This is a genomic window from Desulfosporosinus sp. OT (assembly GCF_000224515.1).
Taxonomy (GTDB): Bacteria; Bacillota; Desulfitobacteriia; order Desulfitobacteriales; family Desulfitobacteriaceae; genus Desulfosporosinus.
In genome coordinates this window covers 35,309-60,524 of record NZ_AGAF01000064.1, presented here as the reverse complement: position 1 = coordinate 60,524, position 25,216 = coordinate 35,309, and the positions used below count along the sequence as shown (strand labels likewise).

Here is a 25,216-nt window from a genome sequence, read left to right as displayed (position 1 = left end):
GAAAGCCTTTGTTTGGTTTTAATTTACCGACCATTATCGCCAATATTCCGGCCTTGATGATTGGATTTGCCTTTCATGAGTTTGCGCATGCTTGGGTGGCAGATCGTTTGGGAGACCCAACCCCGCGCAGTCAAGGGCGCTTAACCTTAAACCCTCTTGTGCATCTAGATCTTTTCGGAACGCTGATGGCCCTCTTATATCAATTCGGATGGGCTAAGCCCGTAATGACCAACCCGCGCTATTATAAAGGAAATATGAGGCGTGGGCATATGCAAGTTGCTTTGGCTGGTCCAATCATGAATTTAATTACCGCCTTTGTAGCGTTTGTCTTATGGTATTTGACGATGCATTGGATCCACGGTTCTGCATGGAGTGGTATAATCAGACTGATTTTCCAATCAATTGTGCTGATGAATCTGGGTTTAGGGGTCTTTAATCTTTTGCCGATTCCTCCGCTTGACGGGTTTGCCGTTCTTAGAGGGATATTACCAGTACGCTTTGATCCGCAACTACATTTACTTGAGCAGTATGGAATGATTATATTAGTGATTCTTCTTTTTACCGATATTCTTGGTAGTGTACTTTTTCCAACAATCAACGGGATCGCCTACACTTATCAGACAATCATAACCCTAGTATTAAGCCCTTTTCTCGGTCCGATGTGGCTGAGTTGATGATCATTATGATAAACGAAAACTGCGATAACAAAAAGGAGTGTTAGTTATGAAAGGTAGAATATTAAGCGGAATGCGGCCGACTGGGGCGTTGCATATCGGGCACCTAAGCGTAATTCAGAACTGGGTTGCCTTACAGGAGGATTATAATTGCTATTTTTCCGTCGTGGATTTGCACGCCTTAACCACAGGGTATGAAGATCGATTAGACTTCCCTCGTCTACGGCGAGAGATTGCCCTAGATTGGCTCAGTGTGGGAATTGATCCTGAGAAAAGCGCTGTTTTTGTACAATCAGAGGTCAAAGAACACTCGGAACTACATTTGCTATTTTCTATGTTTACGCCTCTATCCTGGTTGGAACGCGTTCCTACCTACAAAGATCAGATTCAACAATTAACCCAGCAAGGGAAAGACCTAGGCACCTATGGCTTCTTAGGTTATCCTCTTTTAATGGCAGCTGATATTTTAGTTTATAAAGCAAGCGTGGTACCAGTTGGAGAAGACCAGATGCCACATGTTGAACTTTGTCGAGAAGTGGCTCGCCGTTTTAATCATCTTTACGGAACGGTTTTTCCTGAACCCAAAGATCTTGTGGGTAAGGTGCCTCTCTTACCAGGAGTCGATGGGCGTAAAATGAGTAAAAGTTATCATAATGCCATTTCTCTAACGGCTTCGCCTGAGGAGATCAAGACGCGGGTCCAACAAATGATTACTGACCCGGCTCGGCTCCGAAAAGATGATCCAGGGCACCCTGAGGTCTGTATTGTAGATAAGTTTCATCAGATCTACACTCCCGAAGTTGCCGAAGTGGAAGAAAATTGCCGCGCAGGGAAAGTTGGTTGTGTCGCTTGTAAACGCCACTTGGCGGAGAATTTAGAGAAGTTATTAAGTCCATTTAGGGAACGGCGTGCTTATTGGGAGGAGCCTGGCCGCGTGGAGAAAGTCCTCGAAGAAGGCGCAGCTCGTGCTCGATTAACAGCCTCTGAGACAATGAAAGAAGTTCGCTGCGTCATGGGGCTGTAAATGGAGAATGGGAAGACCAGTCCGCAGATAGAACTTCCTGCCTATCATGGTCCACTTGACTTACTATTGACCCTTATTCAACAAGAAAAAGTGGATATTTATGATATTCCAATTGCGCGGATTGCAGACCAGTTTGTGGAAGCCGTCAGACAGATGGAGTCTTTGGACATGGAAGTCACAACGGAATTTCTTGTTCTTGCGGCCCAACTGCTCTACATGAAGTCAAAGGATCTTTTGCCTAAACCTGCGAAAAATGAAGAAGAACAGGTGGAGGGAGAAGACCTGCGGCAGGAACTAGTAGAGCGCTTACTGGCTTACAGGGCCTACAAACAGGCAGCTCAAGTTTTAGAGGAATTGGAAACTTCATCTGGAAGGTCCTATTACCGAGAAGTCGACGTAGAAGCTTTACTAGCAGATGCCCAATCAGAGGATCCACTCAAAGGAATATCTTTTGAAAACCTTTGGCAAGCGTTTCGTAGGGTGATTGAACGTGCTGAAAAAGGAGAAGAAATCCGGCTTGTTAAGCCTGATGAGATCGCGATTGATGTAATGGTTGCAGATATTTTGCGGCGTGTCATTCTTCATCCGAAAGGGATGAGGTTTTCTCAGCTAATGCGTCTGGGATCGCGCATGGAAATGGTTGTCTCTTTTCTGGCATTGCTTGAACTATTGAAGTCTGGCAAACTTCGAGCTGAACAACCGGCGATGCTGAGCGATATTATGTTATTTCCAACGAAGAAGGCCTGGGAATTTACGGAAGAGGAGTAGGTGAGATGCTGTTTCGGGAGCCAGAGACGGCTGCATTAGAAGCACTTTTATTTGTAGCCAAAAATCCGCTGACGCTTGAACTACTCGGTGAGATTCTTGAGTTGAATTTGTTAGAAATTGAAGAACTGCTTAGTACACTTCGGGCTCGATATGCTGCGGATTCCTGTGGTTTGACACTTCTTGAAATCAATGGCGGATATAAATTGGGCACCAAGCCAGAGGTTGCTCGTTATATCGAGATGCTCTATAAGCAGCCGGCGCAGGCCCTTTCCAATGCAGCTCTTGAAGTGCTGTCGATCATCGCTTACAAACAGCCGGTGACGCGCGGAGAGATAGATTTTATTAGAGGAGTCCAATCCGATCGGGCCCTGGCAACGCTAATCGAAAAAGGATTAGTGAAGGATGTTGGTCGGAAGGAGGGGCCGGGGCGCCCCATCCTTTACGCAACGACCGAACAATTTCTTCTTCATTTCGGCTTACGTTCCTTAGACGATATGCCTAACCTTGAAGTGGAGTCACTTGATGATGATGCGGTAACATAATGGGGATTGATCCATATTATGGAATAAGAAAGTGAAATAACCTCCGATCTGATATGACATCTCAGTTTGGTCGGCCCAATCTTCTAGGCCGCTTGAGCGGCCCAAATTATGGAGAAAAGGGGTTATTTTATGGGCTTCGGCTTTGGAGCACCTTGTGTCCCTCGAATCGTTGCGCTTTTTGACACCTATCCAATCGGTGCAACGCTCCGGATAGGTATGGATTCCGGTTTCTGGATCGGATGCTTCGGAGGACTTCAAGATGGCGTCGCACTTTTAACCAATGCAAAGCTTTTTTCAAATGTGGGTACTCCGATCGATGGTCATCGCCCCGTTGTGCGAATTCCGATACGCGCAATCACTTTCGTCAGTCAATAATTTAGGTAATTAATGGGGAAGGGCAGCTATATTAGTTGTCCTTCTTCATAGTTCTCTTATTTAAGAAAGCGATATAGGTATGTTCAAAAATATGGAATATTGTATAGAATATTTCCAATTGGGGTATCTTATCTATTTAGACACAGTCAATATGACGAGATGTGGAGTACGGAGGGGTTTTGGGTGCGGGTTTTAGCATTCTTGCTCGCAGTGGCTATTCTGCTAGTACTTAGCTTAGCATTAAAAGCTGAAGTGAATTTTCGATACCGACGTATCGAAGAGGAAGATCATATTGATATCGATTTGTCTGCCTTCCACGGGCTATGGCATACTCAATATCAGATTCCAACCCTTCAACTAGAATGGGAGAAAGGGCCGCAGCTGGAAATTGAACAAGTTGCCAAAGGTAAAGGGGGTAAACGACAAGCCACGACAACAGCGCGTTTTCGCTATATACGAAGAGGGTGGTTATCTCGCCTTTGGTTACATGTTCCTCGTCTGTTACGGCGTTTAAATCGAGTGAAGAGTCAATTTTACAGAGGAATCCATTGCAGGTCCATTAACTGGCGCATAGAAATTGGCTATAAGGATGCATCCCAGACAGCGATCGCAGCGGGAGCTTTTTGGACTATGTTTGGTTTTGCACTTTCGCGCCTATATCAACAGGTGACGGTCGAAGTCCCATGTCCAGCTCTGGTTGTCGTGCCGCAATTTAAAAAAGAGGGTTTTTTGTGTGATATTCAATGCATATTCCACTTGAGAATCGGTCATATTATTTTTGTAGGAATAAATCTACTGCGAACGTTTAAGCGGGGTATAAGGGGGTAGCTGTATGGGGAATCATCCTATTGAATCCTTGATGAAAACAGCCATGGAGAGCATCCAACAAATTGTGGATGTGAACACGATTGTTGGAGATCCGGTAGAAAGTCCAGATGGATCCGTGATTATTCCAATATCACGGGTTTCTTGTGGTTTCGCAGCAGGTGGTAGTGAATTTGCACCACCAGATGACGATAAAGAAAAAGGAAATTCAGGCGGCACACCAGGACAAGCACCACCACTCCCTTTTGGGGGCGGTGCAGGAGCTGGAGTATCAGTACAACCTGTTGGTTTTTTGGTCGTAGGTAATGGTACGATTCGACTTCTTCCTGTCGATAGCAATGTGGTAGTTGATCGCTTGATCGATACGGTTCCTGATCTGTTAGACAAGATTGCGGGAATGTTTCAGAGAAAGAAGAAAGCATCGGATGACATTATAATTGCCCGCGACTAGATTGGTCATGACTATGAGCGCAATAATAGTAATAGGATTGGATAACCAAGAAAGAACGAGATTTCTCGTTCTTTTTTAGTTGTCCTTATCATACATTCTATTGAAATAGGGGGTGGGAAATGGTTAATCTCATCTGGCTTTTAATGTTGGTGACTGGAATTATCGTCTCTGCGCTCAATGGGCATATCGAAAATGTAACGGTATCTGCTATGAAAGCGGCTGAACTAGGAGTAGAGGTTGCCATTGAACTGATAGGTGTGATGAGCTTATGGTTAGGTCTCATGCGCCTGGCGGAGGAGGCTGGTTTTGTTAAAGGGATTGCCCGTTTATTCGGACCTGCAATTCGTCATTTATTTCCTTCACTTAAGCCAGATAGTCCGGCACTTGGGGCTATCATCATGAATTTGAGCGCTAATATACTAGGACTGGGTAATGCAGCGACGCCTTTCGGATTAAAGGCTATGCAAGAACTTCAAAAGGAAAACCCGACACCCGATGTAGCAAGCCCTGCAATGATTACCTTTCTTGCTTTAAACACATCATGTATTACCCTTATCCCAGCAACGATTATAGGAGTGCGACTTAAGGCGAATTCAGCAAACCCAACAGAAATTATCGGCACTACAATCGTTGCGACAGGATGTGCTATGTCTGTTGCTATCATCGTGGATTACCTTATTCGTCACAGGAGGAAGAAATGAGAATTATTGCCGAGATTTCTCGTTGGGCGATTCCATTACTCTTATTACTTATCCCGGTGCTCGCCTACCTGCGTAATGTCCCTGTCTATGAGTCCTTTGTGGCTGGAGCGGAGGAAGGGTTCAAAACTGGTGTACGGATACTTCCCTTTTTAATTGGAATGCTTGTGTCTATTGGGGTTTTCGTCGATTCAGGAGCACTCGATATAGTATCGCATTGGTTACAGCCACTATTCGGGTTTTTAGGTTTCGATTCAAACTTTGCAGCGATTATCCCGTTAGCTATCATGCGTCCTCTGAGCGGATCGGGAGCCTTAGGGGTAGCAACCCAACTAATTAATCAATATGGACCGGATTCCTTTATTGGACGATTGGCTTCAACCCTTCAGGGCAGTACAGACACCACATTTTTCGTGCTAACGGTCTATTTTGGTTCAGTTGGCATCAAAAAGTATCGTTACGCTTTAAAATTAGGATTATTAGCCGATCTCATTGGTCTAATCGTTTCTGTTTGGATTGTCAGCAAGACGTTTTATTGATTCATACTTTGAGCATACTAACGATGAACCGAAAGGGGGCATTGTGTAGTATGCTATATATAGTTCTACCTGCGTATAATGAGGCCGCAGCACTTCCAAATTTGCTCGAAGACATCGCGCAGAACTGTGCACCAATCCCACATCAGATTGTTGTCGTTAATGATGGAAGTTCAGATCGAACTCAGGAAGTCGTCGATAAATATGCTATGACGCATAAAAACGTCCACAAAGTTAACCATGATCAAAATCAAGGGCTTGGGGCAGCCTTAAACAGCGGTTTTCAGTATGTCTTGAATTATAACCAAACTCAAGGTCACCTCTCAGAAAATACTGGTTACAAGGAGCAGGAAGTCACAGACATACTCATAACGATGGATGCGGATAATACTCACCCTGCCAACTGCATTCCTTTGCTTTGTGAGGCCATATGTTCAGGTGCTGACCTTGTAATTGCTTCGCGTTATGTTCAAGGCGGTGAACAGCATGGGCTTTCTTTCGGGCGTAAGGTATTATCTTGGGGAGCTGGGAAAGTCATGAATTATTTTCTCCCCATTGCAGGGGTGCGAGATTATTCGTGCGGGTACCGTGCTTATCGGCTCTCCATCTTGGCTGAAGGAACTCGAATATATGGTCCAAATATAATCAAAAGCCAAAATTTTTCAGGAATGGTTGAATTGTTATTGAAAGTTGCTCCTTTAGCAGAGCTCGTAACGGAAGTTCCCTTAAAACTTCATTATGAACATAAGGTTGGTGTCAGTAAAATGAGAATAGGGGCAACAATTTGGGGATATATCCAGCTAATCTATCAGACAAAACGCAAAAAGTGGAGTACCGTGGAATGGGCCGAAGAATAAGACGTATACTCTTGTGTCTAATTCTTCTTCTGGCCTTACTAGTCCGTCTGCGGGGAATAACAAATCCATTGTTGGATAATCAAGGCTGGAGACAAGCCGATACGGCGAGTATGGCGACCCATATGCTTGGGCGATTAACAAATATTCCAAGTGTCTTCTTGCCTCAACTCAATTATGATGGCGCTACCCCTCAAAAGGTTGAATTGGAGTTTCCTTTTTTGCCTTATCTGCTGGCTTCCACTTGGACTTTGTTTGGCTGGGCAGATATTTGGGGACGGCTATGGTCGATTGTCTTATCTCTGGTTACAGTAGTTGGAATCTATGATTTAGGGCGGAAGATGTTCACGGACCGTGCAGGGCTTTATGCGGCAACCATCTATGCCTTAATGCCCTTATCAATTTATTATGGACGAGTTGTTATGCCTGAACCGATGGCCCAAGCTTGGAGTATTTGGGCCTTAGTTATGATCTGGCGATGGAGAATTACGCAGCAGGAGAGCGGAATTTGGAAAGTGGGCTTGTTAATGGCCGGGGCAATCTTGGCCAAACTTCCTCAGTTAATGTTGTTTCCGGTTGCCCTCCTGCTTGGCTTTTGGCCACTAAATCGTAAACGAGTAGTTCAGCTTGTTCATTATAGTATGTTTGTGCTAATTCCACCTATGGTATATTATTTATGGGTACATTCTCAAGTTGCTTCTTCAAGTCAATTTGTTTCAGGAATTTTGACGGATCAAGTGGCCAAGAACGTGCACAATCTTGATTGGAAAATATTGGAAAAAAATATTCTGCGAGGGTTTACTGACAGCATTCTCTTTCTTTCAGGCCTCGGTATGTGCCACATGATCTTTTTCCGCTCTCCGGTGCGCATGGCCCTGTTGATTTGGGGAGGAATTGCTGCCCTTTATATTGGATTAGTTTGTGTTCGTATTCCTTTAGATTACTACTTAGTCCCAATTTTACCTTTTGCTGCCTTGCTAAGTGGCTATGCACTCGGCCAGATAAAAAGTCTGCCGGGAACCGTGATCGTAATTATGCTCTTATTATTTATCAATCGAAGTTCTTATACCTACTTAACACCTAAGTATCAGTGGAATCAAGACTATCTCACTCAAGCCAAGTGGATTCAAGACCATACACCAGACTCGAGTATTCTCGTCTTAAGTGATCCACCGCCGATGACGTTTTATTATGCTCGGCGTGTTGGTTTTCGACTATCTATTCTAAAGGACGAGGAGATCCCGTCGAAAGTACTGCAAAAGTTCCCCGCTGATTACTTTGTTCAGCTTCCCCAAAGTGCCCAGAAAGAACTCTTTTGGGAAGACATTCAGAATAGTTATCCTGAAGTTGGGCCGGGCATTTTTGATCTTAAAAACCCTAAAACTAATCGATGAGGAGAAGGGGACCGGAGATTCATGAAAAGTGAGAACATGGCTCTAGATGAAGGAGCTGGAGAACGTCTGCAAAAAGTGCTTGCCCAGGCTGGAGTGGCCTCTCGTCGACATGCTGAACGACTTATTATTGATGGTCGAGTGACAGTCAATGGAGAAAAAATTTTAGCCTTAGGGACTAAGGTCAGAATCCAAGACGATATTGAAGTGGATGGGCATCCGGTTCAACGATCTGAGAGGTTGTACTATTATTTACTTAATAAACCAATAAGCGTTATTACCAGTGCTAGTGATCCGCAAGGCCGTCCCACCGTGGTTGATTTAATGAAAGATGCTCCGGTACGGGTATATCCTGTCGGGAGATTGGATTACGATACATCCGGCTTATTAGTGCTTACCAACGATGGTGAATTAGCCCATCGCTTAATGCACCCCTCATATGGAGTCGAGAAAACGTACCGGGTTTGGGTACAGGGCTCGGTTGGTATTAATGCGCTCGAAGAGTTACGGAAAGGGGTACTTCTTGAAGATGGCAACACCGCTCCTGCTAAAGTTAAGCGCCTGAGCGGTGTTGCCAAGGAAACAAAGGTAAATTCTAAGGAAGGACAGATAGAAATCTTAGAGGTGACAATTCATGAAGGTCGAAATCGCCAAATCCGACGGATGTTTGCTGCCCTAGGATATTTAGTGGTTAAGCTTCAACGGGTTAGTTTTGGACCGTTAACCCTCGAGAAGACGCTCCAGTTAGGGAATTACCGGGCACTTACTGTTAAAGAAGTGAAGGAATTGCGTTCTCAAGTAGGGCTATGAAGGAAATTTGAATCTAACCAATAGGGTAAATAGGATGCTCGATTTCTGTATTCCATTTTTCAATATCTCTACCGCCAAAGGCACGTAAGGCGTTTGCCACAGAATTTATTTTTTCGTGGCTTGTTTGGATCAGTACAAGCCAATGACCTGTACGCACTTCATGTTCATAATGCCGTGCCCGGATTTCAGAAAGTCCATAAGTGAGAAGCACCTCAACAAGTCCACGGTCCTGAGGTTGGTGCATAAGTTGACTTGCCAAAGGGCCGGCGACAACCACTTCACCTAGGTTGGGTACATTGAACGGTGGAGCTTGAACTAACCAAGCATTAAATTTGTCTAAGTTAATTTCACTGGGGTAATAAGCTAATTCATTGGCAATTTCTTCACGGAATTCGCCTTGATGGATGTATTCAACTCGAACCATGACGGATATCTTGCTATTTGCCAAGGATTCACCTTGAATTTCCTCGATTGCCTCTTTTGTTTGCTGAGGACCTTTGAAAATTGCGATGGCTGTTTTTCTCATTTCGTTTATCCTCCTTTAATAATTATGTTAGTATAACCTTCGGCGTTTTTTTTAGTATGTCCACAAATTACAACCCTAAATTCAAGACTTGCAGGAGAAAATCAAACGGATGGAGAATATTTTTATGATGAAATAGAAAGATATAAAAGCTTTATAATAGAGAAACGGAGATATGGAAGATGAAAATTCGGATTGGGAATGAGCTCTTAACGGAACATATTCGTGTGCGAATTCGCTTGGACTATCGAGGTGAATCGCGGAGTGGACGCTTTTTCTTTGGGAGCAAAAGTAAAGAACAAATAGCGGAAACGATGAGAGAACAACAGGTTGCCTTGTTGCGTAATGTTCCACTGCAAGGAATTTTTATTGAAGATGTCGATTTGAGTCTTGAAGTCTATACGGTGAGTCAAGAGGATGGGAGACGTAATCATGAGGCTGCCTATGCGCCTATTATATTGACCCTTCGGATTGAAAACCTCGATGATCTGCTTCCCCTCTTGATTAAACCTGAATTTCGTAAAATCGAGTTCTTAAGCCCTGAGAATATCTCCCTTCACCGCTTGGACATGGAACGACTGCTTTTTAGATTAAGTCAATCGTTTCAGCAAGAGACAAAATTGCTGGAACAGAAATACTCACGTTAAGTTAATTGCTACATACGTTGCAGAAAATAGATTACAAAAATTAACAGCGAAGAATGCCTTCTGAGGCTTCTTCGCTGTTAGTTTTTGTAATGTACATTTATTCGACTGAAAATAACAAATAAAGCGTTTTTATATAGTTTTTCTTTTCACAATATGATTTACATATTGAAATTTTCGCAACATTAGATTAATATATATGTAGTGGTCTGACCGCTATACTATCAGTTGGTTTAGTTGTCCATCTTTGCTTGAGAAAAGCAAAAAAAAGGGGGTGAGATGAAAAGGCCTGAATAAGGTCGAGGAGAGAGGGTAAAGATATAAAAATACTTAAGGAAAGGTGGAATTATTAATGCCATGGACACAAAACTATGCCGCACTCGGAAATAGTATTGGACTTACAGCACTCGCAGTATCCCTTCCTATCTTTTATCTGTTTTGGGCGCTAGCTATTAAACGAATGAAAGGTCATATCGCTGGGAGTACCACGCTCTTATTCACAATTGTTGATGTAATGCTTGTTTACAAGATGCCACTTGGAACTGCACTTTCTGCAAGTGCTCTTGGTATTCTGAATGGACTATTCCCTATTGCCTGGATTATTGTAACGGCTGTTTTCCTGTATAACTTGACAGTCGAAGCTGGCCAGTTTGAAATCATTAAAAGTTCAATTGCCTCCTTGTCTAGTGACCGCCGTCTTCAAGCTCTGCTCATCGCATTTTCATTTGGTGCGTTTTTGGAGGGAGCAGCAGGATTTGGTACACCCGTTGCAATTTCCGGCGCGATCCTGATTGGTCTGGGTTTTGAACCCCTCTATGCAGCAGGACTTTGTTTAATTGCCAACACGGCACCAGTTGCCTTCGGTGGAATCGGTGTTCCGATTATTACCGCAGGTGCTGTGACCGGGGTTAATGCTAACATCATCTCCGCTGCCGTAGGACGTCAACTTCCATTCCTTTCGGTCTTCGTTCCTTTATATTTGATTATACTTATGGCTGGTTGGAAAGGTGCTAAAGAAGTACTTCCTGCAATTGCTGTCTCAGGTGTTTCCTTTGCGGTTGCACAGTGGTGGTCTTCTAATTTCCTCGGACCTTTACTCCCGGATATCATTGCTTCCTTGTTTTCTCTAATTTCCACAGTCATCTTGCTCAAAGTCTGGAAACCTAAGAACATCTGGCGTTTCCCTAGTGAGAGCGGTGAAAAGGTTGCCGAATTTAAAAAGTATACTACCAGTCAGATTATTAAAGCCTGGTCTCCATTTGCAGTACTTACAGTTATGGTGGGTATTTGGGGAACAAGTTCCTTTAAAGATCTTATCGGTAAAAACCTCAAATGGTTCGTAAACATCCCTCACTGGCCTGGTCTAGATGGTTTGGTTTTGAAAACTATGCCAATCGTAAGCAAACCAACAGTCTACGGGGCTGGTTACAAGTGGGATTTCTTTGCAGCTGCTGGGACAGCAATCCTCATTACAAGTCTTATCACCATGTTGATTCTCGGCATTAGTCCGGCCAGAGGTGCTAAAGTAGCTGGGTCAACGGTGAAAACTCTCGTCTATCCTATCATTACCATTGGTTCGGTGTTAGGTTTTGCTTACATTGCTAACTACTCTGGGCTCTCTTATACACTTGGTCTTTTGTTTGCCCAAACAGGTCATGCTTTCCCATTCTTCGCACCGGTCCTAGGTTGGCTCGGCGTATTCTTAACGGGTTCTGATACATCTGCTAACGCACTGTTTGGTCAATTACAGCAAGTTACCGCTCAGCAAATCGGCGTTAATCCTGTCCTGACCATTGCGGCTAATAGCTCTGGTGGTGTTGTAGGAAAAATGATTTCGCCACAATCTATTGCCGTGGCTGCAGCAGCAACTGGTTTAGTTGGTAGAGAGTCTGACCTTTTCCGTTTCACACTTAAACATTCACTCTTCCTCTTGTTAATTATCTGCGCAATGACGTATCTTCAAGCGTATGTGCTTCAAGGAATGATCCCGACAATTGCGGGCATAATGCCAACGATTGCCTCGCTCATTCATTAAACTAGATTGTAGATCCTAAGAGCAAAATCAAAGTGGGAAGAGGTTGCATTTTACCCTTCCCACTTTGCTCTTTGTTTATTTATAAAGAGAATTTAAATTTAGATATTGAAATTTTAGTAAAATTGAATTAATATATGGTTAGGTGGTCTGACAGTCAGTTCGCAAATGCGGATGTTTTATTAGGGGGGAAAAAAATGTTAGCTAGTGAAGTGTTGCAAGAACTTGTTCAAGTGCTCGGTCGTGAAAATGTCCTCACCGAACAAGAAGATCTATTAACCTATGCCTATGACGCAACTGCAGCGATGAAACATCATAAGCCAGATGTTGTGGTTTCGCCCCTTTCTACTGAACAGGTGGCAGAGATCGTGAAAATTGCCGTACGCTATAAAGTTCCCATTTATCCTCGTGGTTCTGGAACGAATCTCAGTGGGGGAACCATTCCCACTGAAGGTGGCATTGTGCTGTCAATGCTCAATCTAAATAACATTCTGGAATTAGATCAGGACAATTTAACAGCGACAGTTCAACCGGGTGTGATTATCCAGGCGCTGAATGATGAAGCTGGAAAGCACGGTTTAATATATCCTCCGGATCCTGGTACTGTCACGACCGCAACGATGGGCGGCTCGGTATCCGAATGTTCGGGAGGACTGCGCGGTCTGAAATACGGTGTAACTAAGCATTATATCATGGGTTTGACAATAGTTTTGGCCAATGGGGATATCATCCGTTGGGGAGGAAAAACAGTTAAAAATGTCTCGGGGTATGATTTAGTAGCCCTCTTCACGGGGGCCGAAGGAACCTTGGGGATTATTACTGAAATAATTGTTAAATTGATCCCAGCGCCTGAAGCGCGAAAAAGTATCTTGGCAGTTTTTGATGATCTGGATAAGGCTGGTAACGCCATTGCAGCCATTATTCGCAATAAGATTATTCCGGCTACCCTAGAGATTATGGATAAGGATACTATTCAGACTGTAGAGAACTTTGTGCATGCGGGACTTCCGCTCGAAGCCGAAGCTGTCCTCTTATGTGAGGTCGATGGGTATAAAGAAGTTGTAGAACGCGAAGCTGTTTTAGTTGAGAAGATTTTAAAGGAAGAAGGGGCCACTCAGGTAAAAATAGCTAGAGACGATAAAGAACGCGATCTGCTGTGGTTGGCTCGTCGTAGTGCTCTTCCTGCTCTCGCTCAAAAAAGGCCCACAACAGTACTTGAAGATGCGACTGTTCCCAGAAGCAAGATACCAGACATGCTTAAAGCGATTCGTAAAATTGCCGTAAAGCATAAGCTGCAAATAGCTACGTTTGGACATGCCGGAGACGGGAACTTACACCCCACGATTTTGACAGATGAACGAGATTTGGAAGAAATGAAACGGGTCCACTTAGCAGTTGATGAGATCTTCCAAGTGGCTATTTCTTTGGGGGGAACCCTTTCTGGTGAACACGGGATCGGAATCGCCAAAATGAAATTTCTTGATATGGAATTCGGAGAAGCCGGCGTAGCGGCATTGCGGCGTATTAAAGAAGCCCTGGATCCAAACTATGTGTTGAACCCTGGGAAGATAGTAAGGAGGGACTAATCGTGTCCGTATATAATTCGCTGGATTCGATTACCGAAGAACTCCATAAATGCATGAAATGTGGAAACTGTCAGGCCGTCTGTCCTATTTACAAAGAAACACGCCAAGAGGTTGGTGTGGCAAGAGGAAAGATAAGTTTAGCGGAGTTCATTCTCTCGGGGGAAATAGAGATGACTGCGGGAATGGCTGATCGTTTTTCTCTTTGTACTACCTGTATGGCTTGTAATACGAATTGCCCCTGCGGAGTACGGTTTGATAAAATTATCCTTGCGGCCAGAGCAGAGGCTGTAAGAAAACAAGGGGTGCACTCAGTCAAAAAGATTGCCTTCACTGCTCTGAAGATGCAGCGGATGTTTGACTTTGGGATGAAGGCAGGAAGTATTTTTCAAGGCGTAGGCTTAAAGCGAATTCCGAATAAACACAGTCGTATGGCTCGAATGCGCGTTGATATCGGAATTGGCAAAGAAAAAGTGTTCCCAATGTTGGCCGGAAAGACCCTGCGCTCTGAGTTTCCCGAAGTGATTAAAGTTAAGAATCCAAAAATGAGAGTAGCTCTCTTCACGGGTTGTATGATCAACTATTTCTACACGGATATGGGAAGAGCGGTCGTTGAGGTACTTGCCGAACAAGATATTGAGGTTATCATACCAAAGGGTCAAGGATGCTGTGGTATCCCTGCCTCAGTCAATGGAGATGTTGTCTCAGCTCGTGTTATGGCTAAACGTAATTTGCGGGCATTTGAGAAGTTAGGTGCAGATGCGTTAGTTGTCGCTTGTTCATCTTGTGGTACCGCCTGGAAGCATGTCTTTGGAGAGTTGCTGGAGAATGATCCGGAATTTAAAGGGTTGGCAGATAAATGGGCTGGAAAATCCTATGATATTTCAGAGTTTTTGATTCATAAAGTTCCCTTCAAAAAAGAGGGCTTAGGCCGAGTAGCGCGTAAAGTAACGTATCATGATCCTTGCCACTTAAACCGTGGACAGGGGATTTACAAAGAACCGCGTGAAATCCTCAAAAGCATTCCTGGTGTGGAATTGATTGAAATGAAAGAGCCCGGTCGTTGTTGTGGTATGGCAGGATCATTCAGTCTAGTACACCCAGATCTCTCTGTACTGATTTCCGACCGTAAAACCGCAGATATTGCCCAAACTCACACGGATACTGTGGCAACGGGCTGTCCAGCTTGCCGTTTGCAGCTGCAAAGTGGTGTTGAAAATGCAGGCTTAGACGAAGAAGTGTTACACGCAGTTCAAATTTTAGCGCAGTCTTATCGAGCAGGTAAGAAATAACGGAAGTGCTTTGCCACTTTCTAACATGGAAATGCTTAGTAAAATAAGTATTTCCATGTTTTTTTCAAAAAGATATTAGGTTTTAACTATGTGATATGTTACACTAAAGAAGTAGCTTGAATTTTGCCACAATCCCTTATTGGTTATAGGAAAGTGGATCATGGAGCGTTCTTCCTTGAGCAGGGGTTCAGAAGGAGTGACATAAAGTGATGTTAAAGCCCATTAAGACCCAGAAGATTTATGAGAAGATTGTTGATCAAATAGGCCAACTCGTTGCTGAAGGCCAGTTGAAACCCGGTGACCGTTTACCGTCGGAGCGCGAATTAGTTGAGCGCTTTCAAGTCAGTCGTGCATCGATTCGAGAAGCGATTAGTGCCCTGGAGATGATGGGGCTGATCGAAGTTCGTTCTGGTGAAGGAACATATATTAGAGTTGTTAACATTGATTCAGTTGTTGCCCCACTGGCCTGGATGTTGTTTATTGAAAAGGATACGGATCTGGAACTTTATGAAGCTCGTAAGATTTTGGAAGTTCAGGCGGCTGGGTTAGCAGCAGAGAGAGCAGAAGAAGATGAGATCAATGAGATGTTTGAGGCCTTAGAAATTATGAGAATCGATCTCGAACATCATCGTTTGGGTGAAGAAGCGGATCATCACTTTCATTATGCTATTGCCAGGGCCACCCATAATAAGATCCTGTTTCGTTTGATGAACACCATCTCAGACACTATGCGGAAGACTTTGCAATCCAGTCGCAGCAAGCTTTATGAAGACCATAGCACGCCCGAAAAATTATATGAAGAGCACTATCTTCTTTATGAAGCGATTAAAAATCATGATGTGGTAAGAGCTCAGAAGCTTATGTTGGAACACTTAGTCGGTGTTGAGAATTATCTGGCGAAATATATGCTTTCGGACGTTGAATAAAAGAGGCGGGAAACACAAATATTGAGTGTGTTCCCCGCCTCTTTTAGGTAAGAAAGGAATTTGAAGATTAAAAGCGAATAATCTTGTAAGAAGTAAATGATAGTGAGGGTACGAGCATGACCTGTCAAATGGTATACCATAACGGGAATTGTCTTAATACAAAAAAGCCATATGCCCGCGCTTGTCGATTATGTGTAGAGAGTTGTCCTCATCAAGCCATCTCAGAATACCGGCAGTTGGAAACCAAGCTTTGTACAGAGTGTGGAGTATGTATGGCTGTGTGTCCAAGCGACGGTTTCGTGGATCGGACGATCGATAAATTCCATGAGTATCTCTTGGGGGCCAAAGAAATCATTTTAAATTGTCCTCAGGCAATTCCTGGTGGATTTGAGATTCCATGTTTAGGGATACTGGACCGAGATGCTTGGATGACACTTATCCTTTTGGCTAACGAAACACCCGTAACGATCATTACGGGTGTTTGCGCCGAGTGTGAAGACCGTCAAGCTTGTGCAGCCAGTGTTCAGACTTTTAAGCAGGTTCATGTAGATTGGCCAGACCATGCAGCTATTCATATTCAAGTTCGAGCTGATGATGAAATCAGAGTGAAAGCCGCTGAAGAGCCTAAGTTCGTTACCCAACGTTTTGAACTCACTGATTGGCGTCAAAGAAGCCGGAAGAAATTAGAGGAATGGCTGCCTAGCTTGTCTGCCGATGAGACATACTCTACCCCACGATCTCGTCAGTGGCTCATTCAAGCTTTAGAGAAAACCCCTGAAGGAAAAATCCCCTTTCGGGCTTTAACTGTGGCTGATTCGTGTACCAGCTGCGGGGTATGCACAGCAATTTGCCCACAGGGCGCGTTACAAAAACGTGAAGAAATGAATCCAATGGAAGAAACTGATAAAGAGGATAAGATATTATCGCTGCGTCTTATTCTGGAACCTCAGAAATGTGTTCATTGTGGCCGATGTGTGGAAGTTTGTCGATCACAGGCTTTATCGTTTTGCACTAAACAATTGTCGTTTCGTCTTCTGACCGGAAAGATATTATTACACGAGGGAAGCCCACGGTATTGCACTCGGTGTGGCAAAAGAATTTTTGATAATTCAGAGTTATGTCTGGTCTGTTCGACCAGTTGTCCGGATAGTCGCAATTCCTTTTTCCTTTAGAGGACCTTCCCAACCACAGCGACGAAATAGATAAGGGGCTCCAAAGGAAGTCCATAACCCGCCTAAGATGAGGACTGGGAGATAGATCCAGAAATTGCGTTCGGTTAGGGAGTGCCAAAGCCAGACCCAAAGTCCAAATAGAGTAAGACCAACGAATGTTTTCAAGAGTGATGGAGTAAATCGTGTACGTTCCTGATAATCCAGAAAAGTATCCTCTAAAAAATACCCGTTTGTGAATCCGATGACAAAGCCAACCATCTGACACCCTTCACGGGTGTGGTAAACAAGTAAAAAAAGCAGGGGGAGGCCGGTGGATAGGAGGAGTTTGGAAAATAGTGAAATGGAGAGTTTGAACAAGACCATATCAAGTCGTTCAAACCCAAAGACTATTAAGGCACCGATTAAATACCCACCTAGGATGTCTGCCGGCCAGTGCAGACCTAGGTAAAGTCTCGAAAAGCCAATACCTAGGATCATGAAAATTCCTAGGCCTAGCCAAACTTTCTGTCCTTGCCAACGCTGCCATGCATAGGGATAAAAAGTAGCCGCCCCTTGACTATGACCGCTGGGAAAAGAATTTCCCGTGGCCGATGAAAGATAAATGGAACGGACGCTCGGTTGGCCAATCGGGCGATGAGTGTGAAATATGTTTTTTAGCAAGCCATTAAAAGCCATGGATGTCAGGAATAGCACGGCTAGCCTGAAACCGAAACGTTTGTCCACATTCCAAAAAAAAACCGAAATTAAAAGAATATAGGTTGGTTCACTTCCTAAAAAACTAAGTAGGATAAAAAAAACATCAACACATGAGTTATGGATGGATTGAATCGCCTGATAAAAGGCTAGCATAATTTTATTGCACAGGCTCAGGCATGGTGGCAACCACACCCGCAGTGAGCACTGTGTTCATGCGTCGTTTTCTTCGGTTCTCGCAGAAGTTGATCAGTTAAATGGGATACGTGAGAAATGGGCTGTTGTTGAATTTCTTTGGCTAAGGCTACAACTTCCTTGATTTCCTCTGGGCTTAAGCCTACCTTTAAAGCTTCAGAGACAGCAAGACGGAGAGCGGCTAGGGCATTACACGCCACTGCAGCAGAAATCTGTGTCACGATGAGGGTGCGCTGGTCAAGACTCATGAAGCATTCCTCCTTATATTCTTAATCTATTGACGAGGGATATATTGTCAATCTTAGCACAGATAAGTTTCAAGGGCAAAGGAGGGAGGAAGTTTCTTAGCATCCTACGCCGGTATGTATTCCTTTGGGGGATCACGGCTTCGGCGATACTCTCCACTGGAGACTATCGTGTTCGCGCACGTTGCATTTGCTATTCGCTTGTCGCTAAGGCTAAAACTCAAAACCTCTGGGCTTTCTGGTCGAATGCAATGCCGTCCTGCAAGAAGGCTAATACGTGCGAAGACAGTGTCTTCGTGGGCACCACGACATCAGTCCATCACGGCACCTTGCCATCCTGCAAGAAGGGCTAATACGTGCGAAGACACTGTCTTCGGGCGGTGCTCTAACCTCAAACGTCCTGTTTGAGTCATGGACAAGTCCCGTTAAGTTTCTTCACGCCTTATCGACTGCGCTCATTGACGCAAATTCCACTTAAGCGCTCTCTCAGCTAAGAAACTTCCTCTGGCTGGGGTCGACGAGGGGAAAACGATGCTGGGGAATGTCTTGGGAGGATGAGGGGGACGCAAGTTGGAAGTTTGGGACGGTTCTGACTTGCATTCTGGATCCGTGACTCTGTTTGCGTTCCTTGACGCAAACGCGATTTGCATGCTCACAAAGCTAAGACTTTCTCTGACTTGGTTGACGGGGTGAGGGAGTATCTTGGGCAGGTACATACGCGCCATTACAGCGCGCTTTCACTTTTAGAGTGTGGTATGTTACTATATTTATAGAGGTGGTAAGAATTAAAAAATCCTTAATTCTAAAAGCAATTATATACATATTATTTGGCTTAGGAGCCATAATTACTATATTTATTATTCGCGAAAGTATTGATGATAAATTAGCTTTTAAATTTGTAATAGGATATCTGAGTATTGTTTTTTTATTAGCTCTTTATTTTTGGTTTATTACTATTCTGAACATGAAAGAATTAAAATGGATAGAAATGAGAAAAAAGTCATTAAAATTTATTGGTATGTTTGTTACGAGTAGTGTTTTGATTATAGTTTTAGATTATTTTTTTAGACCATCTAAAATAGATTTTATTCGAACATTTTCTATAACATTAGGTACTTCTTTTGGAATGTCTTTTTATGATTTGAAGAAACGTTAGACAATGCCATCAAATCATCTTCATAAGATGTATAGTTCAAGGTCTTGTGGGAGAGTTTTTAGCTACCCCTGCCGTAGTTAGTTTGGCTGTACGACAGACCTAAGAGAAAGGAATATAATTAATGAACGAATATCAGGTTATTGTAGTTGGTGGCGGAGCGGCTGGAATGATGGCTGCTGGACAAGCTGCCAAAGGTGGAGCAAAGGTGCTATTACTTGAGAAGAAAGAACGCCTGGGTAGGAAAATAGCTATCTCAGGCAAAGGACGTTGTAATATTACCAATGAAGAAAACGTTTCGGATTTTATGAGCCATTATCCTGGAAATGGCCGCTTCTTACATAGCATTTTGAGGGATTTTGATAACGTGGCCTTACGAGATTTTTTGGCCAGTTACGGGATAGAGACAAAAGTCGAACGGGGAGGACGAGTTTTCCCTGTCTCTGATGATGCAGAAACAGTGGTAGAAGCCTTGGTGAGCTTTCTTAAAGACAAAGGAGTAGAGATACGATCGGGCATAGCTGTGGAAGAAATTTTGGTTGAAAATGGACATGTCGTGGGGGTACGAGTGGCAGGCCAAAAGCGACTATTGGCCGCTGCTGTCATCGTATGTACCGGAGGTTCCTCTTACCCTGCGACTGGGTCAAACGGGGATGGGTTTCGGTTTGCACGAAAACTTGGGCATCGTGTGATTACACCGCGACCGGCTTTGGTCCCCCTCAAAGCTCCCGAAGAATGGGTGAAGGAGCTACAGGGACTTGCCCTGCGAAATGTCGAGGCCTCATTGTGGATCGACGGAAAGAAGAGAACGACAGAGTTTGGAGAAATGCTATTTACGCATTTTGGGGTATCCGGACCTATAATTTTAACGCTAAGCCGTCAGGCTGGGGATGCGCTTCGTGAAGGACAACAAGTCAAGTTGCAAATTGATTTGAAGCCTGCTCTGACGCAAGAACAGTTGGACGCCCGAGTTCAACGGGATTTCCAGAAGTATAGTAATAAGCAGTTCAAAAATGCTTTGGATGACCTTTTACCGCAAAGCCTAATACCAGTCATGATCCGTTTGAGCGGAATCAACCCGGAAAGGGTAGTACATCAAATTAACCGTGAAGAACGAAAACACTTGGTAGGATTGTTGAAAGAATTACCTCTGACGATCACAGACACCCTTTCAATAGAAACTGCGATTGTAACGGCCGGAGGTGTTGATGTTAAGGAGATTAACCCGAAAACAATGGCTTCTAAATGTGTAGAAGGGTTATATTGGGCTGGTGAGGTAGTCGACGTCGATGGAATAACGGGTGGGTATAACCTGCAGGCTGCATTTGCAATGGGATACCGAGCAGGACGGGCAGCTTGCGATTCCAGAGGTCGGATAACAGAGGCCGGAGATCAGAAAAAGGGAATACAACGATCTGACACATCCGGCTTCTGACCTCTGACGTCTGAGTTTAGGTGGTCTGATTAATCCACCTCCTGCATAAACTCTTTTCGAGGTGGTTATGCGTGCGTCGTAGAGAGAGTGTATTAGAATGGATGTGGAACATAGTACAGCGGGGGGAGCGCCGGATCATCCGGGTAATGGTTTTGGCATCGGTATTACTTATAGTAATGCAGCTAAGTGCGGTAAGAGATCCGCTTCAATTCTATATGGCGGTGGCGTCAAAGGTCGAAGCGCCACCCTTAGACTTGCCTTCTTTTTCAAAGTCAGTCAAGACTTGGCAGGTTACTTTAAAAGCGACACCCCCTGCTCCGATTCTTGTGATTCAAAATGGGCAAGTTATGGGTAGTTTAGCAAAAGGAGAACTGCAAATAATGGTTCAATCCGGTCAAATTCAGTTGGACGGGATAGGCGTGTCTCAGACAGTAAGGGTTCAGGTCTTAAAAAAAGATTCTCAGTTGCTTGAACCCCGTCAGAATCAGACTGTGGTATTGCAGGGTGATATTCAGAACTTGACAGTGAGGCCGTAGTGTTGCAAATGACGTGTTGGCGTACTATAATTGCAGCAACTAAAGTTTTTTCTTTATTTACCAACTGGAATGATTATTTATTCCTGTAGGTGAGAAAAGGAGGGTAGTACGGTAGGGCGGAAAAAGCGAACCTTTAAATCACAATTGTTTTCTTTAAAAAAGGCTTGTATGAAACATAATTGTAGGATTGAAGAACGGTGAGACGGTTTTCTGAAAAAACGAAGGCACCATTAAGGTGTCTTTTTATTAGTGACACTCGGCCATACGGCATCTAGCCATCCTACAAGAAGGCTAATACGTGCGAAGACAGTTCTTCGGGCGATGCTCTAATCTCAAACATCCTTGTTTGAGCCATGGCGGCGTTCTAACCTTGAACATCCTTGTTCGAGTCATGGCGATGCTCTAACCTCGAACATCTTGTCCGGATCCTTGGCCAGCGGTCCCTTCTCGCCATCACGGCGCCTGCCATCCTGCAAGAAGGCTAAAACGTGCGAAGACAGTGTCTTCGGCCAGCGGGTCAGTGTAAATTTAAGTGAAAGGAAGAGCATGATGAAGGCACAGAGTAAAAAAATTGCACTCGCTGCATTAAAGATGTCTATGACAGAGAGTCGTGAAGAAGAAACTCATTTAAAAGAGTCATATTTACGTCTGGGGATTAAAACCGCCGCGGTAGACTACGGTGGTGAGTACATCAGTTCAGTCCGCAAGATTGTAGAACGCGCCATAGTAGCCGCCAAACGCGAAGGGGCTATTCAAGAGACACATGGAGATGAAGGTGCAGTAGCAGGTGCTACTCGTGAGGCATTAAGTCAAATTATGAGCAAAGCCATTGGTTTGAATATTGGTGGAAAGATTGGAATCGCTCGTCAAGATGATCATTTAAGCGTGGCGATCTTTTTTGGAATTGGGTTATTACATCTGGATGAGGTGGCAGTGGGATTGGGACATCGCGTTGCTCCCAAAGAATAAGGGAGGTAGGATATGGTTCGAGGAATTCGAGGTGCGACGACAGTAGATCGCAATAATGCTGAGGAGATTCGGGAAGCTACTCAAGAACTTTTAAAAATGATGCTAGCGGAAAATCAGCTTTGTACGGAAGATTTAGTTAGTGCCATTTTTACCGTTACATCTGATTTAAACGCTGATTTTCCTGCGTCTAGTGCACGTGGCATAGGTTGGCAGTTGGTACCGCTACTTTGTGCGACAGAAATCCCGGTGCCTGGTTCACTCTCACACTGCATTAGAGTGCTATTACACGCTAATACTACGCGAAATCAAAGAGAAGTCCGGCATATCTTTTTACGAAATGCTGTCTTTCTACGGAAAGATCTTATTGATGCTGATAATTAGGCAGGACGAACGAAGGATTTAATCGTATTATAGGGGTTGTGAGGATAGCCCTTTCTGTGGTAAGATAATTTAAATTTAGATTTCTGCCTTTCGGATTTGTTAAAGCTTTGTTTGGCAAAGCTTATGTAGGATGGTTAACCTTAGATATTCCGTGGGTGCTTCGTGGAGAAGGACTTGCCAAAGTTAAGTAGGATAGTAGGACGGGAGCGATTAAGAGTTATGGCGCCCTCTATTCAGGGCGTCTTTTTGTACTGTCAGAAAGAATAACTTCTTTATATCATTTTGTTGGTTAAGTCTTTAAACTCACATAAGGTAGGTGTAAGTATTTAGAGATACAAGGAGACGGTTTTCTTGTTTTAAAAGTTAGAAGTTAGATTTGAGAATCGTCCCCTTGTCTCTTTTTAAGAATTGAGACAAGGTAGTCCAAATCATGCAGTATGGTAGAAAAACCCAGGAGGCTCAAGCGCTGTATATTTTAGAAACTAGTACAAATAATGTAGTATGGTAGAAAGGGGTCGGAGAGAATGATTATTGTTTTGAAAATGGGTTCGACGGCAGAGCAAATTGAAGAGGTTTCCACACGGTTAACAGAAGGAGGCTTCAAGGTGCATCTCTCTCAAGGCGTGGAGAAAACGATCATGGGGGCAATTGGAGACCGCCAGAGGATTGAAGCTCTTGATTTAGAAGCCTTACCTTGGGTCGAAAAAGTAGTGCCTATTTTGGCGCCGTACAAATTGGTCAGCCGTGAATTTCACCCTGCGGATACTATTATTCGGGTTGGAGCACATGAAATTGGAGGCGGTACCGTTCACGTTATGGCCGGACCTTGTGCAGTCGAAAGTAGAGCACAGATCTTAGAATCTGCTCATGCTGTGCGCGCAGCTGGGGCAACCTTTTTACGAGGTGGTGCCTTCAAACCGCGTACTTCTCCCTATTCTTTTCAAGGATTAGAGGAAGAAGGATTGCGCTATTTGGCTGAAGCTCGCGATGAGACGGGACTGATGGTGATTACAGAGGTAATTGACGCCAAGGACGTTTCTTTGGTAGCGGAGTATGCGGATATTCTCCAAATCGGTGCTCGGAACATGCAAAACTTTGTTCTGCTCAAAGAAGTGGCCAAATGTGGAAAACCTGTCCTCCTCAAAAGAGGGCCGTCTGCAACCTTAGAGGAATGGATGATGGCAGCAGAATATATTATGGCCGGAGGAAATTACCAAGTAATGTTCTGTGAAAGGGGCATTCGAACCTTTGAAAGTTACACACGAAATACCCTTGATTTAAGCATGGTTCCTGCTCTGCATTCCCTTTCCCACTTACCGGTCATTATTGACCCAAGTCATGGAACAGGGCGGTGGCAATTAGTTCATCCTATGGCGAAAGCAGCTTTGGCTGCAGGAGCGGATGGTTTGATTGTTGAAGTTCACCCACATCCGGAAAAGGCTGTCTCGGATGGAAAACAGTCCTTAACGCCTGAAAAGTTTCAAAGTATGATGGATGATCTGGCTAGGCTTACTTCCGCACTAGATCGTAGATTGGGGGAATTGAGTTCGTGTTAGATAGTCCAGAGGTGATTTTAACGCCGGGATGGTCAGGCCTTCGTATTCCGAAGGCCTGCATCTTCGGCTTAGGGCTGATCGGCGGGTCTTGGGCAGGTGCTTTGCATCAGATTGGATGGGAAGTTTTTGCCGTCGACCCGGAGGAGGCCAGTATCGATGAAGCTGTACGTAGGGGATGGATCCAGGCAGGTTGGACGGAAATGCCGCATTTTTTAGAAGTTGATTTGATTGTCTTAGCTCTTCCACTTCAGGAATTAGCAAAAGGGTATGACCAATTAGTAGGCAGAATTCCTAAGGGGGCAGTCGTTACCGATGTTGGCAGCATAAAGATGGAAATTTGCCATAAATCGCGAATAAGTGCTCAAACTGGCTCTTGCGACTTCCATTTCGTGGCAGGTCACCCTATGACAGGTTCGGAACAGTCCGGGTTTGGGGTCGCAGATCCCGGACTTTTTAAGGGGTATCCTTATGTTTTAACCCCTGAAGTCGATTGCCCGCAACAGGTGGTTCAAAAGCTGGTTGGAATTGTTCAACAGTTTGGAGCCAAAGTAGTGTTTCGAGAGCCAAGGGAGCATGATGCAGAAGTAGCCATGGTTAGTCACATTCCCCATTTATTAGCGGTAGCACTAACCTTAGCTACGCAGGATGCTTCTAAGGAGCAGGGATCGGCACTGGAGTTAGCAGGACGGAGTTTCCGAGATTTGACGCGTATTGCAGACAGTTCTCCAGAGATGTGGAAGGAGGTTCTGCTGAGGAATGCACCGGCAATTCTTGATGGGCTTACCCTTTGGGAAAAAAGAATAATAGAGTTACGGGAATGCATTCAGCAGGGAGCTGGAGAGGATATTGCTGAAGCGTTTAGAAAGGCCCATGAAGTCCGGAAATTTATCAATTAAGTAAACGGTAGAAACAGTGAATCAACTAATCGATTAA

28 protein-coding genes are annotated in these 25,216 nt (G+C 44.2%); 25 read left to right on the top strand and 3 right to left on the bottom strand.

The genetic code is table 11. The features are described 5' to 3' along the window. The first annotated feature begins 8 nt into the window (after window positions 1–8). The 12 genes from DOT_RS05805 to DOT_RS05750 all read left to right on the top strand — a co-directional run bounded on the left by DOT_RS05805 (window position 9) and on the right by DOT_RS05750 (window position 8,948). Window positions 9–674 (top strand): site-2 protease family protein, encoded by a 666-nt coding sequence (locus tag DOT_RS05805; RefSeq protein WP_009615414.1) that lies wholly within the window; start codon window positions 9–11, stop codon window positions 672–674. Window positions 675–723: 49 nt separating this feature from the next. After that, window positions 724–1,698 (top strand): tryptophan--tRNA ligase, encoded by a 975-nt coding sequence (gene trpS / locus DOT_RS05800; RefSeq protein WP_009615412.1) that lies wholly within the window; start codon window positions 724–726, stop codon window positions 1,696–1,698. Next, window positions 1,699–2,466: a segregation/condensation protein A gene (locus tag DOT_RS05795; RefSeq protein WP_009615410.1), complete on the top strand. Its 768-nt coding sequence runs from the start codon at window positions 1,699–1,701 to the stop codon at window positions 2,464–2,466. 5 nt (window positions 2,467–2,471) lie between these two features. Continuing rightward, window positions 2,472–3,008 (top strand): SMC-Scp complex subunit ScpB, encoded by a 537-nt coding sequence (scpB, locus tag DOT_RS05790; RefSeq protein WP_009615403.1) that lies wholly within the window; start codon window positions 2,472–2,474, stop codon window positions 3,006–3,008. Between the two features lie 129 nt (window positions 3,009–3,137). Next, window positions 3,138–3,383, top strand: a complete 246-nt coding sequence (locus DOT_RS05785; protein WP_009615401.1) for a hypothetical protein — start codon at window positions 3,138–3,140, stop codon at window positions 3,381–3,383. Window positions 3,384–3,566: 183 nt separating this feature from the next. Beyond that, on the top strand, window positions 3,567–4,211 hold the full coding sequence (locus DOT_RS05780) for a DUF2953 domain-containing protein (protein ID WP_009615399.1): 645 nt from the start codon (window positions 3,567–3,569) through the stop codon (window positions 4,209–4,211). 4 nt (window positions 4,212–4,215) lie between these two features. Continuing rightward, window positions 4,216–4,659, top strand: a complete 444-nt coding sequence (gene ytfJ, locus DOT_RS05775; RefSeq protein ID WP_009615397.1) for a GerW family sporulation protein — start codon at window positions 4,216–4,218, stop codon at window positions 4,657–4,659. Window positions 4,660–4,778: 119 nt separating this feature from the next. Next, window positions 4,779–5,360 carry a nucleoside recognition domain-containing protein gene (locus tag DOT_RS05770; RefSeq protein WP_009615395.1) on the top strand — a complete coding sequence of 194 codons (582 nt, stop codon included), beginning with the start codon at window positions 4,779–4,781 and terminating at the stop codon, window positions 5,358–5,360. Further along, entirely contained in the window at window positions 5,357–5,896 is a 540-nt protein-coding gene (locus DOT_RS05765; RefSeq protein ID WP_009615394.1) for a spore maturation protein, read from the top strand. The genes DOT_RS05770 and DOT_RS05765 overlap by 4 nt, the downstream gene beginning before the upstream one ends. Window positions 5,897–5,946: 50 nt before the next feature. Then, window positions 5,947–6,750, top strand: coding sequence for a glycosyltransferase family 2 protein (locus tag DOT_RS05760; RefSeq protein ID WP_009615392.1), 804 nt, complete (start codon window positions 5,947–5,949; stop codon window positions 6,748–6,750). Then, window positions 6,735–8,141 carry a glycosyltransferase family 39 protein gene (locus tag DOT_RS05755; RefSeq protein WP_009615390.1) on the top strand — a complete coding sequence of 469 codons (1,407 nt, stop codon included), beginning with the start codon at window positions 6,735–6,737 and terminating at the stop codon, window positions 8,139–8,141. The genes DOT_RS05760 and DOT_RS05755 overlap by 16 nt, the downstream gene beginning before the upstream one ends. 21 nt (window positions 8,142–8,162) lie before the next feature. Beyond that, complete coding sequence (locus DOT_RS05750) at window positions 8,163–8,948, top strand: pseudouridine synthase (RefSeq protein ID WP_009615388.1); 786 nt, start codon at window positions 8,163–8,165, stop codon at window positions 8,946–8,948. A 13-nt stretch (window positions 8,949–8,961) separates the two neighbouring features. Here the strand turns inward: DOT_RS05750 and DOT_RS05745 are convergent, their stop codons facing one another. Further along, the gene (locus DOT_RS05745; RefSeq protein ID WP_009615387.1) at window positions 8,962–9,474 is read right to left on the bottom strand and encodes a hypothetical protein; all 513 of its coding nucleotides are present in this window, start codon (window positions 9,472–9,474) and stop codon (window positions 8,962–8,964) included. A 179-nt stretch (window positions 9,475–9,653) separates the two neighbouring features. Here DOT_RS05745 and DOT_RS05740 point away from each other — a divergent pair, with 179 nt between their 5' ends. From DOT_RS05740 to DOT_RS05715, 6 genes are all read left to right on the top strand, one after another. Beyond that, entirely contained in the window at window positions 9,654–10,118 is a 465-nt protein-coding gene (locus DOT_RS05740) for a hypothetical protein (protein WP_009615386.1), read from the top strand. A 349-nt stretch (window positions 10,119–10,467) separates the two neighbouring features. Beyond that, on the top strand, window positions 10,468–12,150 hold the full coding sequence (locus tag DOT_RS05735) for a lactate permease LctP family transporter (RefSeq protein WP_009615385.1): 1,683 nt from the start codon (window positions 10,468–10,470) through the stop codon (window positions 12,148–12,150). 194 nt (window positions 12,151–12,344) lie between these two features. Beyond that, the gene (locus DOT_RS05730; RefSeq protein WP_009615384.1) at window positions 12,345–13,733 is read left to right on the top strand and encodes an FAD-linked oxidase C-terminal domain-containing protein; all 1,389 of its coding nucleotides are present in this window, start codon (window positions 12,345–12,347) and stop codon (window positions 13,731–13,733) included. Between the two features lie 2 nt (window positions 13,734–13,735). Then, window positions 13,736–15,022 carry a (Fe-S)-binding protein gene (locus DOT_RS05725; protein WP_009615383.1) on the top strand — a complete coding sequence of 429 codons (1,287 nt, stop codon included), beginning with the start codon at window positions 13,736–13,738 and terminating at the stop codon, window positions 15,020–15,022. A 206-nt stretch (window positions 15,023–15,228) separates the two neighbouring features. After that, window positions 15,229–15,948, top strand: coding sequence for a FadR/GntR family transcriptional regulator (locus tag DOT_RS05720; RefSeq protein WP_040411351.1), 720 nt, complete (start codon window positions 15,229–15,231; stop codon window positions 15,946–15,948). A gap of 116 nt (window positions 15,949–16,064) precedes the next feature. Next, complete coding sequence (locus DOT_RS05715; protein ID WP_009615381.1) at window positions 16,065–17,120, top strand: 4Fe-4S binding protein; 1,056 nt, start codon at window positions 16,065–16,067, stop codon at window positions 17,118–17,120. Here DOT_RS05715 and DOT_RS05710 read toward each other — a convergent pair. After that, window positions 17,064–17,969 (bottom strand): phosphatase PAP2 family protein, encoded by a 906-nt coding sequence (locus DOT_RS05710; RefSeq protein WP_050809826.1) that lies wholly within the window; start codon window positions 17,967–17,969, stop codon window positions 17,064–17,066. The genes DOT_RS05715 and DOT_RS05710 overlap by 57 nt on opposite strands. 17 nt (window positions 17,970–17,986) lie before the next feature. Next, window positions 17,987–18,256: a carboxymuconolactone decarboxylase family protein gene (locus DOT_RS05705; RefSeq protein ID WP_009615380.1), complete on the bottom strand. Its 270-nt coding sequence runs from the start codon at window positions 18,254–18,256 to the stop codon at window positions 17,987–17,989. A gap of 772 nt (window positions 18,257–19,028) precedes the next feature. On the opposite strand from DOT_RS05705, the gene DOT_RS30295 reads away from it, so the two are divergent. The 7 genes from DOT_RS30295 to DOT_RS05670 all read left to right on the top strand — a co-directional run bounded on the left by DOT_RS30295 (window position 19,029) and on the right by DOT_RS05670 (window position 25,179). Further along, on the top strand, window positions 19,029–19,409 hold the full coding sequence (locus DOT_RS30295) for a hypothetical protein (RefSeq protein WP_009615379.1): 381 nt from the start codon (window positions 19,029–19,031) through the stop codon (window positions 19,407–19,409). A 121-nt stretch (window positions 19,410–19,530) separates the two neighbouring features. Beyond that, window positions 19,531–20,841 (top strand): NAD(P)/FAD-dependent oxidoreductase, encoded by a 1,311-nt coding sequence (locus tag DOT_RS05695; protein WP_009615378.1) that lies wholly within the window; start codon window positions 19,531–19,533, stop codon window positions 20,839–20,841. 71 nt (window positions 20,842–20,912) lie between these two features. Next, window positions 20,913–21,377 carry a hypothetical protein gene (locus DOT_RS05690; RefSeq protein WP_009615377.1) on the top strand — a complete coding sequence of 155 codons (465 nt, stop codon included), beginning with the start codon at window positions 20,913–20,915 and terminating at the stop codon, window positions 21,375–21,377. A gap of 549 nt (window positions 21,378–21,926) precedes the next feature. Further along, complete coding sequence (locus DOT_RS05685) at window positions 21,927–22,346, top strand: HutP family protein (RefSeq protein WP_009615376.1); 420 nt, start codon at window positions 21,927–21,929, stop codon at window positions 22,344–22,346. Window positions 22,347–22,358: 12 nt separating this feature from the next. Beyond that, window positions 22,359–22,727, top strand: coding sequence for a chorismate mutase (gene aroH, locus DOT_RS05680; RefSeq protein ID WP_009615375.1), 369 nt, complete (start codon window positions 22,359–22,361; stop codon window positions 22,725–22,727). A gap of 524 nt (window positions 22,728–23,251) precedes the next feature. After that, window positions 23,252–24,283 carry a 3-deoxy-7-phosphoheptulonate synthase gene (gene aroF / locus DOT_RS05675; protein WP_009615374.1) on the top strand — a complete coding sequence of 344 codons (1,032 nt, stop codon included), beginning with the start codon at window positions 23,252–23,254 and terminating at the stop codon, window positions 24,281–24,283. Continuing rightward, window positions 24,277–25,179 carry a prephenate dehydrogenase/arogenate dehydrogenase family protein gene (locus tag DOT_RS05670; RefSeq protein WP_009615373.1) on the top strand — a complete coding sequence of 301 codons (903 nt, stop codon included), beginning with the start codon at window positions 24,277–24,279 and terminating at the stop codon, window positions 25,177–25,179. The genes aroF and DOT_RS05670 overlap by 7 nt, the downstream gene beginning before the upstream one ends. The last annotated feature ends 37 nt before the right edge of the window (window positions 25,180–25,216 follow it).

What these genes read in the sequence shown, in the direction of transcription:
- DOT_RS05765 (WP_009615394.1), top strand. Translation starts at nt 5,357, where the DNA reads ATGAGAATTATTGCCGAGATTTCTCGTTGGGCGATTCCATTACTCTTA.
- DOT_RS05750 (WP_009615388.1), top strand. Translation starts at nt 8,163, where the DNA reads ATGAAAAGTGAGAACATGGCTCTAGATGAAGGAGCTGGAGAACGTCTG.
- DOT_RS05710 (WP_050809826.1), bottom strand. Translation starts at nt 17,969, where the DNA reads ATGCTAGCCTTTTATCAGGCGATTCAATCCATCCATAACTCATGTGTT.
- DOT_RS05705 (WP_009615380.1), bottom strand. Translation starts at nt 18,256, where the DNA reads ATGAGTCTTGACCAGCGCACCCTCATCGTGACACAGATTTCTGCTGCA.
- DOT_RS05740 (WP_009615386.1), top strand. Translation starts at nt 9,654, where the DNA reads ATGAAAATTCGGATTGGGAATGAGCTCTTAACGGAACATATTCGTGTG.
- ytfJ (WP_009615397.1), top strand. Translation starts at nt 4,216, where the DNA reads ATGGGGAATCATCCTATTGAATCCTTGATGAAAACAGCCATGGAGAGC.
- aroF (WP_009615374.1), top strand. Translation starts at nt 23,252, where the DNA reads ATGATTATTGTTTTGAAAATGGGTTCGACGGCAGAGCAAATTGAAGAG.
- trpS (WP_009615412.1), top strand. Translation starts at nt 724, where the DNA reads ATGAAAGGTAGAATATTAAGCGGAATGCGGCCGACTGGGGCGTTGCAT.
- DOT_RS05685 (WP_009615376.1), top strand. Translation starts at nt 21,927, where the DNA reads ATGAAGGCACAGAGTAAAAAAATTGCACTCGCTGCATTAAAGATGTCT.
- DOT_RS05695 (WP_009615378.1), top strand. Translation starts at nt 19,531, where the DNA reads ATGAACGAATATCAGGTTATTGTAGTTGGTGGCGGAGCGGCTGGAATG.
- DOT_RS05715 (WP_009615381.1), top strand. Translation starts at nt 16,065, where the DNA reads ATGACCTGTCAAATGGTATACCATAACGGGAATTGTCTTAATACAAAA.
- DOT_RS05755 (WP_009615390.1), top strand. Translation starts at nt 6,735, where the DNA reads ATGGGCCGAAGAATAAGACGTATACTCTTGTGTCTAATTCTTCTTCTG.
- aroH (WP_009615375.1), top strand. Translation starts at nt 22,359, where the DNA reads ATGGTTCGAGGAATTCGAGGTGCGACGACAGTAGATCGCAATAATGCT.
- DOT_RS05795 (WP_009615410.1), top strand. Translation starts at nt 1,699, where the DNA reads ATGGAGAATGGGAAGACCAGTCCGCAGATAGAACTTCCTGCCTATCAT.
- DOT_RS05735 (WP_009615385.1), top strand. Translation starts at nt 10,468, where the DNA reads ATGCCATGGACACAAAACTATGCCGCACTCGGAAATAGTATTGGACTT.
- DOT_RS05785 (WP_009615401.1), top strand. Translation starts at nt 3,138, where the DNA reads ATGGGCTTCGGCTTTGGAGCACCTTGTGTCCCTCGAATCGTTGCGCTT.
- scpB (WP_009615403.1), top strand. Translation starts at nt 2,472, where the DNA reads ATGCTGTTTCGGGAGCCAGAGACGGCTGCATTAGAAGCACTTTTATTT.
- DOT_RS05745 (WP_009615387.1), bottom strand. Translation starts at nt 9,474, where the DNA reads ATGAGAAAAACAGCCATCGCAATTTTCAAAGGTCCTCAGCAAACAAAA.
- DOT_RS05730 (WP_009615384.1), top strand. Translation starts at nt 12,345, where the DNA reads ATGTTAGCTAGTGAAGTGTTGCAAGAACTTGTTCAAGTGCTCGGTCGT.
- DOT_RS05760 (WP_009615392.1), top strand. Translation starts at nt 5,947, where the DNA reads ATGCTATATATAGTTCTACCTGCGTATAATGAGGCCGCAGCACTTCCA.
- DOT_RS05770 (WP_009615395.1), top strand. Translation starts at nt 4,779, where the DNA reads ATGGTTAATCTCATCTGGCTTTTAATGTTGGTGACTGGAATTATCGTC.